The organism is Streptomyces sp. Ru73 (assembly GCF_002920575.1).
In the GTDB taxonomy this organism is placed as follows: domain Bacteria; phylum Actinomycetota; class Actinomycetes; order Streptomycetales; family Streptomycetaceae; genus Streptomyces.
Genome location: NZ_PQSQ01000085.1, coordinates 21,137 through 34,963, shown reverse-complemented (window position 1 = coordinate 34,963; position 13,827 = coordinate 21,137). Strand labels below are relative to the sequence as shown.

The window sequence follows — 13,827 nt, the reverse complement described above, 5'->3', positions numbered from 1 at the left end:
GCGCGCCCACTCCTTCAACGCGGCCGCCGCCCAGTACGCCGCGAACCGCCCCTCCTACCCGCCCGCCGTCCTGGACACGGTGGAGGAACTGACGGGGCGTCCCCTCGCCGGCGCCCGCGTCGCCGACATCGGCGCGGGCACCGGCATCGCCACGGCCCTGCTGCGCGAACGCGGCGCCGACGTGCTCGCCGTCGAGCCCGGCGCGGGCATGGCAGCTCAGTTCAGCAGGGCGCTGCCCGGCGTACCCGTGGTCAGGGGCGACGGCAACGCCCTGCCCCTCGCCGACGCCTCGTGCGACCTCCTCACCTACGCGCAGTCCTGGCACTGGACCGACACCGGCCGCTCCGTCCCCGAGGCGCTGCGCGTGCTGCGGCCGGGCGGCGCGCTCGCGGTGTGGTGGAACATGAACGCCCTCGACGTGCCGTGGATCGCCGCGCAGAACGAGCGCATCGCGCGCCACTGCGGAGTGACACCGGCCGCGGCGGAACGTCCCGACGACAACCGCGCCGCCCGGCTCGCCGGACTGGCACGCCCCGGCCTGCGGTTCATGCGCCGCGAGCTGCGCTGGTCCCGCACCGTCCCGGTGGACACGCACCTGGCCAACATCACCAGCCACTCGGCGTTCCTCGTCCTCGGCGCGGAGTCCGTCCGCTCCTTCGTGGACGAGGAACGCGCACGGCTGCGCGCACTCTTCCCGGCGGGCTCGGTGGAGGAGGTCTACCGGGTCGATCTGCTGGTGGCGGTCCGCACCTGACCCCCGGTGCCCCTGGCGCCGTGGCGCCGCCCGGCCGTGCGGGGCCGCGGTGCGGCCGGCAAGTCTGCCGGGCAGTGCGGCCGGTCAGTACTGCCGGGCGGCGCGGCCGGTCAGTCCTTGGCGGCGGGCCGGTAGGTGCACACGTGCACTCCCGTGCCGGTGACGGTGGACGAGACCAGTTCGAGCGTGCGCAGCGCGCCGTCGTCCGGGAAGAGCCGCTTGCCGCCGCCGAGGAGCACCGGCTCGATCATCAGCAGCAGCTCGTCGACCAGGCCCTCGCCCACCAGCGTACGGACGAGCGTCGGGCTGCCCATGATCCACAGGTCGCCGCCCTCGGTCGCGCGCAGCTCCCGGATCCGCGCGACGGCCTCGCCACCCGGGATGAGGGTGGTGTTCTGCCAGGTCAGATCGGCGTCGCCCAGCGTGCGCGACACGACGTACTTCGGCAGGGAGTTCATCCGGTCGGCGAACGGATCGCCGGCCCGATCGGGCCAGGCCGCGGCCATCGTCTGCCAGGTGCGGCGTCCGAAGAGCAGCGCCTCCGTCCTGGCCATCGCGTCGTTGAGGGCGGGGCCCATCACCTCGGCGTCGAAGAACGGATGCGACCAGCCGCCGTGCGCGAACCCGCCGTCGGTGTCCTCCTCCGGTCCGCCCGGCGCCTGTACGACGCCGTCCAGGCTCATGAACTCACTGACCACGATGCGCATGGGGCTGCTCGCTCCTCTGTGCTGTTCTGAAGATCCGGTGCGGTGCTGAGATGCGGTGCGGTGCCGAGACGCGGTGCCGTCCGGAAGAACCGGTGCTCGCACTGCTGTGCTGCGCCCATCATTGCCGCTGTCCGGCCCCGGCGCGCGGATTACCGGAAACCGCGACGAGGCGGTAGCCGGAGCCGTCGCGGCGCACGACGCCGGCGGTGGGCGGCGGGAAGTGGCTGCCGAGCACGAGCGTGTCGCTGCCGGCGAGCGAGGCGAGCAGGTCGCGGCGGGTGCGCACCGCCAGGTCCGGGTCGATGTCGACGCAGCTGGCCAGGCCGGGGCGGTTGAGCTGGACGGGGTGGTGGATGCAGTCCCCGGTGATCAGGGCCGACCGCCCGCCGTCCGTCAGGCGTACGGCCACCTGTCCGGGGGTGTGTCCCGGTGTCGGTACGAGGGTGACGCCGGGGGCGATCTCGGTGCCCGTGGCGGGGACGTCGACCTGGTCCAGCAGGCCGTGGTCGCGCACCGGGTGGACCGAGTCGCTGAACATCTGGCGCCGCGCGGCGTCCAGTTCCACGCCCGACCAGTACGCCCACTCCTCGCGCGCCACCAGGTAGCGGGCATGCGGGAAGGTGGGCACCCACGCGCCGTCGCGGTAGCGGGTGTTCCAGCCGACGTGGTCGGTGTGCAGGTGGGTGAGGACGACGAGGTCGATGGAGTCGGGCGGGAATCCGGCCTGTTCGAGCCGGGTGAGGTAGTCCGTATCGAGGTGGTGCCAGGCGGGGTTGGCGCGGTCCTTGCCGTTGCCGATGCCGGTGTCGACGAGGATGCGCAGGCCGCCGGCGCGGAGGGCGAAGGAGTGGCTGGCCAGGCGGAGCCGGTGGTCGGGCCGGGCGAAGTCGGGGCGCAGCCAGGGGGCCGCGGCGACCACGTCCGGGGTGGCGCCGGGCAGCAGCCAGGGGCCGGTCTCCGGCGGGAGTTCGGTCTCGTCGATGCGGTGGACGGTGAGGTCGCCGAGGGTCCAAATGGGGTCGGGCATGGAAGTCCTTGGGGGAGGGGAGGATGTGGAGCCGGCACCTTAAAGCGCAGATGTTGCGTTAACGGTAGGCCAGCCGAATCGTTAAAGCAAATGGTTTGCGTTAGTGGTCGTGTCGGCTTACGGTCGTCACGACGGCGCCCGTTCGACGAGCGGCGCGGCAGCGCATGCGCGCCGGGCGCCCTCCCTTCTCTCCTTCTCTTCCGTTGCCTCTTTCCGACAAGGACGCAGACCAGCCATGTCCCTTCCTGCCCACACCCCGCGCGGCGCCGCCGAGGCGGCCGAGCGCGCCGGCGTCCCGCTGCGCGACGACCGGCACGCGGCCGTCGCCGCCACCGCCGACCACATCCTCGCCGTGGTGAGCCGCCTCCGGGAGCTCGACCTGGCCGACGTGCCGCCCGCCGCCGTCTACCGCCCCAAGGACGGTGACCGTCGTGCAGCCCTACGAACTCTCGCTCACCGAGGCGGCCGGCGCGATCGGCGACGGCAGCCTGTCGCCGGTGGAGCTGACCGACTCCGTCCTCGCGCGCCTGGCGGACACCGAACCACTCGTGAGTGCCTACGCGGCCGTCACGGCGGACAGGGCGCGCGAGGAGGCCGCCGCGGCGGAGCGCGAGATCGCCGCCGGGCGGCGGCGCGGCCCGCTGCACGGCATTCCCATGGCCCTCAAGGACCTCATCGACACCGCGGGCGTGGAGACCGCGGCCGGCTCGGCCGTCCGCGCGGGGCGGGTGCCGGACCGCGACGCCACCGTCGCCGCGCTGCTGAAGCAGGCGGGCGCCGTGCTCGTGGGCAAGGCGCACACGCATGAGTTCGCCTACGGGCTGACGACGCCGCAGACCCGCAACCCCCGCGCTCTGGACCGGGTGCCGGGCGGCTCCAGCGGGGGCTCGGCCGCCGCGGTGGCGGCCGGTTCCGCGACGTTCGCGCTCGGCACGGACACCGGCGGCTCGATCCGGGTACCGGCCGCGCTGACCGGGACGGTCGGCCTGAAGCCGACGTACGGACTGGTGTCCGGCGAGGGGGTGGCCGCGCTGTCCTGGTCGCTGGACCACGTCGGCCCGATCACGCGCACGGTGCGGGACGCCGCTCTCGTGCTGGCCGCGATCGCCGACCGCGGCACGGCCGGCCGGGCGCCCGAAGACGGCCCGGAACACCGCCGGCGCGACGGCGACCTGCGCGGCCTCCGTGTCGGTGTCCCGGCCGACTACTACTTCGACCGGGTGGACCCGGAGGTGGCGGCGGCCGTGCGGGCCGCGCTGGACCGCATGGCCGGTCTCGGCGCCCGGCTGGTGGACGTGGAGATCCCGCTGCACCGGTACGTCCAGGCCGTGCACTGGGGCCTGATGGTCCCCGAGGCGACCGCGTACCACGCCACGCACCTGGGCGGCGCGCCCGAACTGTACGGGGACGACGTACGCGTGCTGCTGGAGGCGGGCGCGCTGCTGCCCGCCGTCGACCACGTACGTGCCCAGCGGGCCCGCACGCTGCTGCGGCGGGAGTGGGGACAACTGCTGGGGCGGGTCGACCTGATCGCGGCGCCGACCGTGCCGGCGACCGCGGCGCTGACCGGACAGCAGGCGTTCACCTGGCCGGACGGCTCGGCGGAGTCGGTGGCCGACGCGTATGTACGGCTCAGCGCGCCCGCGAACGTCACCGGGCTGCCGGCCCTGTCCCTGCCGGTGGGCGCCGACCGCGACGGGCTGCCGATCGGCATGCAGCTGATCGGACGGCCGTACGGCGAAGCGGCGCTGCTGGCCGCCGGGGACGCGTACGAGCAGGCCGTCGGGCCGGCGCCGCTGGCCGAGGTCCGGCAGCCCGCCCCGCCGGCCGGGGACCGGCGGCCCGCCCTGGTCGCCGACCCGTCGTGACGGGCAGGGCGCCCGCCTTGAAGCAAAGAATCAGCGTTAAGGTGAGGGGATGGGAGCAAAGCCGAGGACCCGCCCGGGCGGGCGCAGCGCACGCGTCCAGGAGTCCGTGCACCGGGCCGTACGCGAACTGGAAGCCGAGCGGGGGCGCGCCGCGCTCACCGTGCCGCTGATCGCGTCGCGCGCCGAGGTCACCCCCTCGACGATCTACCGGCGCTGGGGCGACCTCCAGGAACTGCTGTCCGACGTCGCGGTGGAACGGCTGCGCCCGGAGGGCCCGCCCGCCGACTGCGGCAGCCTCGCCGAGGACCTGGAGACCTGGGCCGTTGAGTGGCTCGAGGAGATGTCCTCGGCGGCCGGGCGCGCCTACATCCAGGACGCGCTCGCCGGGGACCGGGAGGGCGGCAACGCAGGCCAGTGCTCGGCGTACGCCGCCGAGCAGGTCGCCGTGCTCCTCGACCGCGCCGCCGGGCGGGGCGAGGCCGCTCCCGACGTGGAGACGGTCCTCGACCACCTGGTGGCGCCGATGATGTACCGCATCCTCTTCCGGCCCGGCCTGCTGGACGCCGACTACGCCCGCGGCCTGGCCCGTACCGTCCTCGCCCGCTTCCCGTCGGAGGACGCGCGCTAGCAGAGGCTCCGGCCGGCGCCGTCAGGTGGTACGGCGCCGGCTGTTGCTGTCGTCGCGCAGCTGGTCGGTCCGGTCGGCCAGCGTGTCGATGCGGGCCGCCAGGTCGGCATGGCGCCGCCGGAGGTGCGGCCGGGTGGCGGTCAGCGGGTCGAGCAGGGCGGCCGGGTCGTCGTGCCCGAGCGCCTGGTTGAGCCGGTCCAGGGGTGCGCGGGACGCGGCCGGGAGGTCGGTGAGGGCGGCGACCTGGCCGGCCAGCCGGCGGAGGTCGGCGGCATTGCCGCGCGCCCACGCGGTGACGCTGCGGTCGGCCGCGCGCTGGTCACGGGTGGCCTGGACCCGCTGCTCGCCGGTGCTGCCGGCGGGGCCGGGGCGCTGTCGCAGGTAGCGGCGCTCGGCGGCCTGCCGGCTGGCGACGCCCAGCGGCTCGGCGAGGTCCGCCCAGCTCGCGCCGGCCTGCCGGGCCGTTTCGATCAGGCCGGTCTCCCAGCCGGCGAGCTCCTCGCGGACCTCACGCAGCAGCATGAGTGCGGCCAGTGCCTGCTCCGGGCCCTCCTCGGGGGAGGGCGGCGGCTCGGCGTCGCTGCGCCGGGCGGTGCGCACGGCGTTCTTGATGGTCTCCAGCGCCGCCGCTGCGGCGAGGAAGGAGGCCGGACTCGTGGGGTCGTGGGGCGTGGCCCCGGCGGCGTCCGGGACGGGGTGATCGGCGGGGGACATGAGCTTCTTCTCCTCGGCGGCACCGTCGTCGGCTTCAGGCTGTCATCGTATGGACGACATCTCGTTTGTCATCGGATGGATGACATGCTACAACCAGATGCAGGTGAAGCGCATTGGCACCAACTGCCTGAGCCTTCTGGAGGTGTTACTCCCATGTTGATGCGCACTGACCCCTTCCGTGAGTTCGACCGGCTCGCCCAGCACCTCATGGGTTCCGGCACCTGGTCGCGCCCGGCCCCGATGCCGATGGACGCGTACCGCGAGGACGACACGTACGTGGTGGCCTTCGACCTGCCCGGTGTGTCGCCGGAGGCGATCGAGATCGACGTCGACCGCAACATGCTGACGGTCAAGGCCGAGCGCCGGCCCACGGCGGAGGGCGAGAAGGTCCAGCTGGACGTCTCCGAGCGGACGCTGGGCGTGTTCTCCCGCCGGCTGGCCCTGGCCGACACCCTCGACGCCGAGAACATCACGGCCGACTACGACGCCGGGGTGCTGACGCTGCGCATCCCGATCACCGAGCGCGCCAAGCCCCGCAGGATCGCCATCCGCGGGAGCGCTTCGGACAAGCAGCTCTCCAGCTGAACGCGATACGGGCACGACGGATCACGATCACGAGAAAGGTGACTGCTGCAGCGATGCACCCCCAGTCTGCCCCGGACCGGCGTGACACGGTGATGACGTACCGTCAGATGCTGGAGAAGGTCCGGTACGAAGGCGCCTATCCCACCCGGGAGAGGGCCGAGGAAGCCGTCCAGGCCGTGCTCGCGGCGCTGGGCCGGCAGCTGACCGGTGACGAGCGCGTCGAACTGGCCGCCCGGCTGCCGCTGGAGGCCGCCATGACGTTCACGGCACAGATCCCGCAGTTCGAACCGCTCACCGGCTGGGGCTTCGTGAAGGACCTCGCCGCCCGCACCGGCGGCAGCCCGGCCACCTGCCGCTGGGACACCGGTGCCGTCCTCACCACGGTGGCCGCCCTGGCCGGCCGTGACCTCCTGGACCGCATCCTGGCCCATCTCCCCTCCGGCTACGCCCCCTTGTTCGGCCGGCCCGAGATCCCCCGGCCGGTCGAGCGGGCCGAGCGGCCCGCGGCGGACACCCGTACGGCCGTACCCCAGGCGGCCTGAGAAAACCGCCGCACCACCGCTGTTGCCGCGCCACGGCCTCCCCGCACCACGGTCGGCCCGCGCCAGGACGGCGGAGCGCCCGCTCCGCCGTCCGCACCGTCTTCCGCCGTTCTCCGCACCCCGTACGGCAGTTCACCGCCTCATACGTCGTCCAGACCGCCGCCGAGCACGGCACGGGCGGTGTCCAGCAGGGAGCGGTCGTGGCGGAAGGCGTGGCTGCGCAGCCGCAGCAGCGCGTACTCCGGGGAGACGCCGAGCCGTTCCACGAGGGCACCGGTCGCCTCGTGGACCGCGGCGAACGGCAGCCCGGCCCGGTCGGTGAGCCATCCGTTCCGCTGCAGGGTGGCGTGCGCCGCGGCCCCGGCAAAGGCCCGTGCGTCCCGGAGCTGACGTGGCGTCATGAGACCCGGCGCCCGCCGGTGGCCGAGGAGCGCCCCGATCCTGACCGTGGCGATGCGCATCGGGAAGGCGAAGACCGCCCGCACGCCGAGGTCCTGGACGGCCGGCGTCAGGCCGGGCCAGCGGGTGACCGCCGGCGCGGACAGATCGGGAACGAACAGCGTGGTGCCGCGCTGCGCCGCGTCCCAGCCGGGGCCCTCCCCGTGCACCAGCTGCAGGTCCTCCAGCGGCCGGGCCAGCGGACCGTGGAGGTGCAGCGGCTCCGGCAGGCCCGTGTCGGAGGCGAGCAGCAGTGCCAGGCCGTCCAGGCCCAGCGCTTCGGCGCATTCCCGCAGCGGCAGCCCGCCGGCCGCGACCTTCCGCAGGCAGTCGGCCATGGCCGGCCCGGTGGCCGGGTAACCCTCTGGCACTGTCGTCCCTCCCTCGTCCGCCGCCGGCCGCTGACGCCTCACCGGCGGGTGCCCGGCCGGGCCGTCGTGCTCGTGGGAGGAGGGGCGGCCCGGCGTGGAGCCCTGGGTGGCCTGTGACCTCAAGCCGGTGGTGACTGTCGGGAAAAGGCGGCCTCGGCGGCCGGGCAGCACGGTGCGCGGGCCCGAGGGAGGTCCCGCCGCAGCCCGGCACGGGGCGGGGCCGGCTACTTCCCAACCGGAGAACTCCCGCCCGCTGACGAGACAGGAGATCATGAGTACCGGCCGGCGGGAAACCCGCTGCGCAGAAAAATGCAATGTGCTCCACCGCGGGTGGGGCCAAGGGGGCAGAAGTGGCTGTGGGGGAGCGCGTGGGGGACGAGATGGTGGCCGTCCCGCCGGGGCGGGTGACGCTGTCGGACCGGCGGACGCAGCGCAGCTGGACGGTCGCGCTCACGCCGTACCGGCTCGCGGCGTACCCCGTCACCCAGGCGCTGTACGCGGAGGTCACGGGCCGGCGGCCGAGCGCTGCGCGGGGGGACCGGCGGCCCGTCGAGGGCGTCTCCTGGTGGGACGCGGTCCGGTTCTGCAACGCGCTCTCCCGCCGGGACGGGCTCACGCCGGCCTACCGCTTCCGGGAGGGCGGCGACGGTCCCGAGGCGGACCTGGACGCCTCGGCCGACGGGTACCGGCTGCCGGCCGAGGCCGAGTGGGAGCACGCCTGCCGCGCCGGGACGACCGGGCCGCACTACGGGCCGCTCGACGAGATCGCCTGGTACCGCGGCAACAGCCAGGAGCGCAGTCACGACGTGGGCGGCAAGCGCCCCAACGCGTGGGGCCTGCACGACATGCTCGGCAACGTCTGGAACTGGTGCGGGGACTTCTACGACCCCGAGGTCTACGGCACGTACCGGGTGCTGCGCGGCGGCGGCTGGTTCGATGAGCACTGGAGCTGCCGGGCCTCGGCCCGCCGCCGCAGCCACCCGGACTTCCGGGTCGACGACGTGGGGTTCCGCCTCGCACGGTCCGGCCACTAGGACCGGACCGTGCGAGGCCGTGCGTCCGCGCTCAGTCCAGTGCCGTGCCGCTGGTCTCCGGGGCCCACAGCACGGAGACCACCGCGCCGATCACCAGGACGCCGGCGAGCGCCGTCATCGTCGGCGCGAAGCCGAGCGAACCGAGGCTGACCGGCAGCAGGAAGGTGCCGATGGCGGAGCCGATCCGGCTCATGCCGTTCAGCAGGCCCACTCCCGAACTGCGCAGCTCGGTGGGGAACAGCTCCGGCGGGTACACCTGGTCGAGGTTGGTCGCCGCCGACATGGTGAAGGTGAAGACCAGGAACAGCGGGAAGAGCAGCAGGGCCGGCGCGTCCGGCCAGATGCCCATGGGTGCGAGCGACAGCGCGAGGACGACGAACGAACCGATGGTGAGCCGCCGCCGGGTCAGCCGGGCCACCAGCCACAGCCCGGCGACGCCGCCGAGCAGCAGGAAGAAGTTGAGCAGCGCTTCGCTCAGGAAGTCGTCCCCGTCGAGCTGGATCTTGACCAGCACCAGCGGCAGGAAGGTGTAGATCGCGAAGTACGGGATGACCTGGCAGTTGTAGAAGAGCACGCCGAACGCCGTGTTCCGCCAGTGCTCGCGGCCGAACAGCTCACGGTAGGAGCCGGCCCGCTGGGTGGTGGCCGGCTGCTGTGCCGCGAAGGTGTCGAAGTCGACGTGGCTGCCGACGAAGCGGGCGACCACCTGCCGGGCCTCGTCGGTCCGCCCCTTGCTGAGCAGCCAGCGCGGTGACTCGGGCGTGCCGAGCCGCAGCAGCAGGACCACGACGGCCGGGACCGCGCTGCTGAGCAGGAGCCAGCGCCAGGAGTCGCCGCCGAGCCCGATGAGGTACGTGCCGAAGAAGAAGGCGGCGATGTAGCCGACGGTCCACAGGCAGGTCAGCGAGGCCAGCAGGCCGCCCCGGTAGCGGCGGGGTACGAACTCGGCGACGAGCGTGGGCCCGAGCGCGTAGTCGGCGCCGATGCCGAAGCCGATGAGGAGGCGCAGCACGAACAGCTGCTCAGGGCTGCTGACGAAGAACTGCAGGACGGACGCGACGGCGATCAGCAGGAAGTCCAGCATGTAGAGGCGCTGCCGCCCCATGCGGTCGGCGGCCCAGCCGATGACGATGCTGCCGGCGAAGACGCCGATGAGGGCCGAGGCGCCCATCAGCCCCTGCCACAGCGAGCCGAGGTGCATCTGCGGGGCGATGGCGGTGAGCGCGATGCCGATGATGCCCAGCTGGTAGCCGTCGGAGAAGTTGGCGCCGAACGTCAGTGCCGTGATCTTGAGGTGGAAGCGGTTGAGGGGGGCGTCGTCGAAGGTGTCGGTCGGGGCTGCGCGTTCCGGTGCGGCGGCGCAATCGGCCCGGGAAGCGGCTGGGGTGAGGGTCCGGTCTTCCGGCATGGCTCGACAAGCACTCCGATCTGGGGACGCCGCGGTCACGCCGGGGCGTCGGGCGGGAGGGAGGGCGCACGGCCGCTGGGCAGCGGCCCGCGGAAACTGCTCTTGCCAAGATTGCGAATGGAGAGTTTCATGCACCCTGCGAGATGAATAAGTTCTTGTCAAGGGAGCTTCATGCCGGACCGCGCCACCTCCACCGCTTCCCCCGCAACTCCCCTCAGGGCACCACTCGACGTCAACGGTACCGACCTGACCTGCGCCGACATCGTGCGGGTCGCACGGCACGGCACCCCCGTGCAACTCGCCGGCGAAGCACTCGAACGCGCCGGCCGGGCGTACGAGATCGCCCGCGACAGCGGCGCCAAGCGCGCCGTGTACGGACGGACCACCGGCGTCGGCGCCAACCGGCACGCCGTCGTCACCCCGGACGCCGTCGACCAGCACGGCCTGCGGCTGCTGCGCAGCCACGCGGGCGGCAGCGGCGACCGGCTCCCCGACGACGTGGTACGCGCCGGACTGCTGGTCCGCCTGAACCAACTGGCCGCGGCGGGCAGCGGCGTGCACCCCCGGCTGCTCCGCGGCCTCGAAACCGCACTCCGCGAGGACGCCCTGCCCTCGCTGCACACCCGCGGCGCCATCGGCACCGGCGACCTCACCACCCTCGCCGAGGTCGCCCTGACCCTCGCCGGCGAACGGCCCTGGGCGAAGGGCGGGCCGGCCCCGGTTCCGATCAGCCCCGGCGACGCGCTGGCCTTCATCTCCAGCAACGCCGTCACGCTCGCCGAATCCGTACTCGCCTGGCACGACCTGAGCCGGCTGCTGCGCGCGAGCCACGTCATCACCGCGCTCTCCTACAGCGCGCTGGGCGGCTCGCCCGAGGCGTTCTCCGAGGTGGTGCATGCCGCGCGCCCGCACCATGGCTCGCTGCACTGCGCCGCCGAGATGCGCCGCATCCTCGCGCTGGGCCCCGACGCACCGGCCGGGCGGCGCCTCCAGGACCCCTTCGGGCTGCGGGCCTTCCCGCAGGTGCACGGTCCCGCGCTGGACGCGGCCGACGCACTGGAACGCGTACTGACCATCGACGTCAACGCCGCCGCCGAGAACCCGCTCATCGACATCGACGGCGAACAGGTACACCACCACGGCCAGTTCTCCACCGCCTACCTCGCCCTCGCGCTGGACGGACTGCGCGCCGCGCTGCACCACGCCGCCGAACTCTCCGCCGCACGCCTGAGCGACCTGGTCGAACCCGACCTCACCGGCCTGCCGCCGTTCCTGGCGGCGGGCCCGGCGGGCAGTTCCGGCATCATGATCCTGGAGTACGTCGCGCACGACGCGCTCGGCCAGCTCCGGCACGCCGCGGCGCCGGTCACCCTCGGCACCGCCGTGATCTCGCGCGGCCTGGAGGACCACGCCAGCTTCTCCACCCAGGCGGCCCGCAGCACCACCGCGGCCGTCGCCGCCTACCGCACGGTGCTCGCCTGCGAACTCATCGGCGCGGTACGGGCGTTGCGCCTGGCCGACGCCACCCTGCCGGACGCGCCGGTGGCCCGCGCCTTCGCCGCGGTCGCCGAGCAGCTGCCGTACGTCGAGGAGGACCACCCGCTCAGCGGCGAGATCGAGTGGGCCGAGACCCTGATCGGGGACTTCGCCGACTACTGACGGGCGGCTGCCGGCGGCGGCTGCGCGCCCCGGCCGTGCGTGCCCGGCGTGTGCCCGAAGGCACGGCGGAAGACGTCGATGAAGGCGCTGGTCGAGGACCAGCCGCAGCGGTGTGCCACCGCCGTCACCGGCAGGCCGTCCGCCAGCATCCGCAGCGCGTGATACAGCCGCAGCCGGGTCCGCCACTGCGGGAACGTCATGCCCAGCTCGCGGCGGAAGAGGCGGCTGAGCGTCCGTTCGCCGGCGCCCACCACCGCGCCCAGGGCGGCCAGCGTCCGCGGGTCGGCCGGGTCCTCGTACAGCAGGTCGCAGACGGCCACGAGCCGGGGGTCGGCGGGCGCCGGCAGCTGCAGCGGCTGCTGGGGCGAGGCGCGCAGCCGGTCCAGCAGGACGGCGCGCAGCCGCCGCCGCTCGGGCGTGCCGGTCTGCGGCCCGCGGGTGCAGGCGAGGATCAGCTCGCGCAGCAGGGGGTCGACGGCGAGGACGGTCGGGGCCGCCAGGCCGAGGGGGTTGGCGTCGGGCGCGAGGCCCAGCAGGTGCAGCGCGAGGTGCCCGTGGGCGCGGTGGGCGTGGACGCAGCCGGCCGGTACCCAGATGGCCTGGGTGCCGGGCGCGAACCAGGTACCGGCCTCGGTGGTGACGGCCACCACGCCCGAACCCGCGTAAATGATCTGGTGGTCGTCGTGGCGGTGCGCGTCGATCGACTCCCCGGGAGCCAGCACCCGGGTCACGGTGGGCGCCTCGGGAGTGTGGCGGATTTCCGGCATGGCTTGGCATGTTATCGGAAGCGCGCCAGCACCTGCGATGGCGACGATGACGGGGTGACGACGCATCAGACCGCACCCGGCGAACGCACCGTACGCCGCACCCGCCGCAACGGCCCCCTCGCGCTGCTGGCCACCGGCCATGCCTGCGTGGACGTCTACCAGGGCGCGGTGGCCGCCCTCGTGCCGTACTTCGTCGCCGAACGCGCCTACACCTACGCCGCCGCCTCCGGGCTCGTCCTCGCCGCCTCCGTCCTGTCCTCGGTCGTGCAGCCCCTGTTCGGCGCGCTCACCGACAAGTGGGCCATGCCCTGGCTGCTGCCGGTGAGCACCCTGACGGGCGGCGCCGGAGTCGCCCTCGCCGGGATCTTCGACGCGTACGCACTGAGCCTGGCGGCCGTCGCGGTGTCCGGCGTCGGGGTCGCCGCCTACCACCCGGAGGCCGCCCGCGTGGCACGCGGCGCGGCCCGCGGCAGCCACACCGCGATGGGCTGGTTCTCCCTCGGCGGCAACCTCGGCTTCGCCACCGCGCCCCTGCTGGTCTCCGCCGTGATCGCCACCGGCGGCCTGCGCGCCTCACCGCTCCTCGTCGTCCCCGCCCTCGCCGGCGCTGCGGTGTGCGTGGCCGCCCTGCGGAAGACGGCCACCGGCACCCGGCCGGCGGCCGCGGGCGGACCGGGAACGGGCGGGGAGAGCCCGGCAGCGGCCCGGGACGACTGGGCCTCCTTCGTGAAGCTGTCGGGCGCCATCGTGTGCCGCTCGGTCGTCTTCGTCGGCCTCAGCACCTTCATCTCGCTGTACGCGCGCCAGCGCACCGGCGGCGGCGAAGCCTCCGGCACGGCCGCCCTGTTCGTGCTCTACCTCGGCGGCGCCGTGGGCACCGTCGCGGGCGGAAAGCTCGCCACGCGCTACGGCCGCATCCCCGTCGTCCAGTGGTCCTACGCGCTGACCGTCCTCGCCGTGGCCGGCGTGGTCCTCGTGCCGGGCCCGCTGCTCTACGTGTGCGTCGCCCTCGCCTCGGCCGGCCTGTACGTGCCGTTCTCCCTGCACGTCACCCTCGGCCAGGACTACCTGCCGCGGCGCATGGGCACCGCGAGCGGCGTCACCCTGGGCCTGACCGTCAGCATCGGCGGCCTCGCCGGCCCGCTGCTCGGCGCCCTCGCGGACGCCACCACCCTGCAGACCGCCCTCGCACCGCTGATCGGCCTCCCCGCCGTCGGCCGGCTCCTCCTGCGCTCTCTGCGGGAGCCCGCGCTCTCCCGGCCGTGACACGCGTGTGGGCCGTCCCGACCCGTCGGGACGGCCCACGGCCACCGGTTCCGGACCAC

General features: G+C 74.2%; 14 protein-coding genes. 8 read left to right on the top strand and 6 right to left on the bottom strand.

Translation table 11 applies throughout. The annotated features are described in order from the left end of the window. Positions 1-754, top strand: a 754-nt coding sequence (locus C3486_RS28460; RefSeq protein WP_103835643.1) for a class I SAM-dependent methyltransferase, incomplete at its 5' end; no start/stop codon positions are given. 110 nt (positions 755-864) lie between these two features. Here the strand turns inward: C3486_RS28460 and C3486_RS28455 are convergent. Then, positions 865-1,461, bottom strand: a complete 597-nt coding sequence (locus C3486_RS28455; protein WP_103835642.1) for a dihydrofolate reductase family protein — start codon at positions 1,459-1,461, stop codon at positions 865-867. Between the two features lie 118 nt (positions 1,462-1,579). Then, positions 1,580-2,488 carry an MBL fold metallo-hydrolase gene (locus tag C3486_RS28450; RefSeq protein WP_103835641.1) on the bottom strand — a complete coding sequence of 303 codons (909 nt, stop codon included), beginning with the start codon at positions 2,486-2,488 and terminating at the stop codon, positions 1,580-1,582. A gap of 431 nt (positions 2,489-2,919) precedes the next feature. Here C3486_RS28450 and C3486_RS28445 point away from each other — a divergent pair, with 431 nt between their 5' ends. Both C3486_RS28445 and C3486_RS28440 read left to right on the top strand, forming a co-directional pair. Continuing rightward, on the top strand, positions 2,920-4,356 hold the full coding sequence (locus C3486_RS28445; protein WP_103835647.1) for an amidase: 1,437 nt from the start codon (positions 2,920-2,922) through the stop codon (positions 4,354-4,356). A gap of 49 nt (positions 4,357-4,405) precedes the next feature. Beyond that, on the top strand, positions 4,406-4,984 hold the full coding sequence (locus C3486_RS28440; RefSeq protein WP_103835640.1) for a TetR/AcrR family transcriptional regulator: 579 nt from the start codon (positions 4,406-4,408) through the stop codon (positions 4,982-4,984). A 21-nt stretch (positions 4,985-5,005) separates the two neighbouring features. Here C3486_RS28440 and C3486_RS28435 read toward each other — a convergent pair whose 3' ends face one another. Beyond that, the gene (locus C3486_RS28435; protein ID WP_103835639.1) at positions 5,006-5,698 is read right to left on the bottom strand and encodes a type III effector protein; all 693 of its coding nucleotides are present in this window, start codon (positions 5,696-5,698) and stop codon (positions 5,006-5,008) included. A gap of 153 nt (positions 5,699-5,851) precedes the next feature. Here C3486_RS28435 and C3486_RS28430 point away from each other — a divergent pair, with 153 nt between their 5' ends. Together C3486_RS28430 and C3486_RS28425 are read left to right on the top strand one after the other, a co-directional pair. Continuing rightward, on the top strand, positions 5,852-6,283 hold the full coding sequence (locus tag C3486_RS28430) for an Hsp20/alpha crystallin family protein (RefSeq protein ID WP_103835638.1): 432 nt from the start codon (positions 5,852-5,854) through the stop codon (positions 6,281-6,283). A 53-nt stretch (positions 6,284-6,336) separates the two neighbouring features. Next, the gene (locus C3486_RS28425; protein ID WP_258053038.1) at positions 6,337-6,825 is read left to right on the top strand and encodes a DUF2267 domain-containing protein; all 489 of its coding nucleotides are present in this window, start codon (positions 6,337-6,339) and stop codon (positions 6,823-6,825) included. A gap of 140 nt (positions 6,826-6,965) precedes the next feature. On the opposite strand, the gene C3486_RS28420 is transcribed toward C3486_RS28425, so the two are convergent. Next, a complete protein-coding gene (locus C3486_RS28420; RefSeq protein WP_103835637.1) occupies positions 6,966-7,634 on the bottom strand; it encodes an ANTAR domain-containing protein in 669 nt (222 codons plus the stop codon). 380 nt (positions 7,635-8,014) lie between these two features. Here C3486_RS28420 and C3486_RS28415 point away from each other — a divergent pair, with 380 nt between their 5' ends. Further along, on the top strand, positions 8,015-8,668 hold the full coding sequence (locus C3486_RS28415) for a formylglycine-generating enzyme family protein (RefSeq protein ID WP_103835645.1): 654 nt from the start codon (positions 8,015-8,017) through the stop codon (positions 8,666-8,668). Positions 8,669-8,699: 31 nt separating this feature from the next. On the opposite strand, the gene C3486_RS28410 is transcribed toward C3486_RS28415, so the two are convergent. Next, a complete protein-coding gene (locus tag C3486_RS28410; RefSeq protein WP_103835636.1) occupies positions 8,700-10,076 on the bottom strand; it encodes an MFS transporter in 1,377 nt (458 codons plus the stop codon). A gap of 171 nt (positions 10,077-10,247) precedes the next feature. Here C3486_RS28410 and C3486_RS28405 point away from each other — a divergent pair, with 171 nt between their 5' ends. Further along, positions 10,248-11,735 carry an aromatic amino acid ammonia-lyase gene (locus C3486_RS28405; protein WP_103835635.1) on the top strand — a complete coding sequence of 496 codons (1,488 nt, stop codon included), beginning with the start codon at positions 10,248-10,250 and terminating at the stop codon, positions 11,733-11,735. On the opposite strand, the gene C3486_RS28400 is transcribed toward C3486_RS28405, so the two are convergent. Further along, a complete protein-coding gene (locus tag C3486_RS28400; protein WP_103835634.1) occupies positions 11,729-12,502 on the bottom strand; it encodes a helix-turn-helix domain-containing protein in 774 nt (257 codons plus the stop codon). The genes C3486_RS28405 and C3486_RS28400 overlap by 7 nt on opposite strands. Positions 12,503-12,628: 126 nt before the next feature. Here C3486_RS28400 and C3486_RS28395 point away from each other — a divergent pair, with 126 nt between their 5' ends. Continuing rightward, entirely contained in the window at positions 12,629-13,768 is a 1,140-nt protein-coding gene (locus C3486_RS28395) for an MFS transporter (protein ID WP_219822259.1), read from the top strand. The last annotated feature ends 59 nt before the right edge of the window (positions 13,769-13,827 follow it).

What these genes read in the sequence shown, in the direction of transcription:
- C3486_RS28455 (WP_103835642.1), bottom strand. Translation starts at nt 1,461, where the DNA reads ATGCGCATCGTGGTCAGTGAGTTCATGAGCCTGGACGGCGTCGTACAG.
- C3486_RS28450 (WP_103835641.1), bottom strand. Translation starts at nt 2,488, where the DNA reads ATGCCCGACCCCATTTGGACCCTCGGCGACCTCACCGTCCACCGCATC.
- C3486_RS28440 (WP_103835640.1), top strand. Translation starts at nt 4,406, where the DNA reads ATGGGAGCAAAGCCGAGGACCCGCCCGGGCGGGCGCAGCGCACGCGTC.
- C3486_RS28435 (WP_103835639.1), bottom strand. Translation starts at nt 5,698, where the DNA reads ATGTCCCCCGCCGATCACCCCGTCCCGGACGCCGCCGGGGCCACGCCC.
- C3486_RS28430 (WP_103835638.1), top strand. Translation starts at nt 5,852, where the DNA reads ATGTTGATGCGCACTGACCCCTTCCGTGAGTTCGACCGGCTCGCCCAG.
- C3486_RS28425 (WP_258053038.1), top strand. Translation starts at nt 6,337, where the DNA reads ATGCACCCCCAGTCTGCCCCGGACCGGCGTGACACGGTGATGACGTAC.
- C3486_RS28415 (WP_103835645.1), top strand. Translation starts at nt 8,015, where the DNA reads ATGGTGGCCGTCCCGCCGGGGCGGGTGACGCTGTCGGACCGGCGGACG.
- C3486_RS28410 (WP_103835636.1), bottom strand. Translation starts at nt 10,076, where the DNA reads ATGCCGGAAGACCGGACCCTCACCCCAGCCGCTTCCCGGGCCGATTGC.
- C3486_RS28405 (WP_103835635.1), top strand. Translation starts at nt 10,248, where the DNA reads ATGCCGGACCGCGCCACCTCCACCGCTTCCCCCGCAACTCCCCTCAGG.
- C3486_RS28400 (WP_103835634.1), bottom strand. Translation starts at nt 12,502, where the DNA reads ATGCCGGAAATCCGCCACACTCCCGAGGCGCCCACCGTGACCCGGGTG.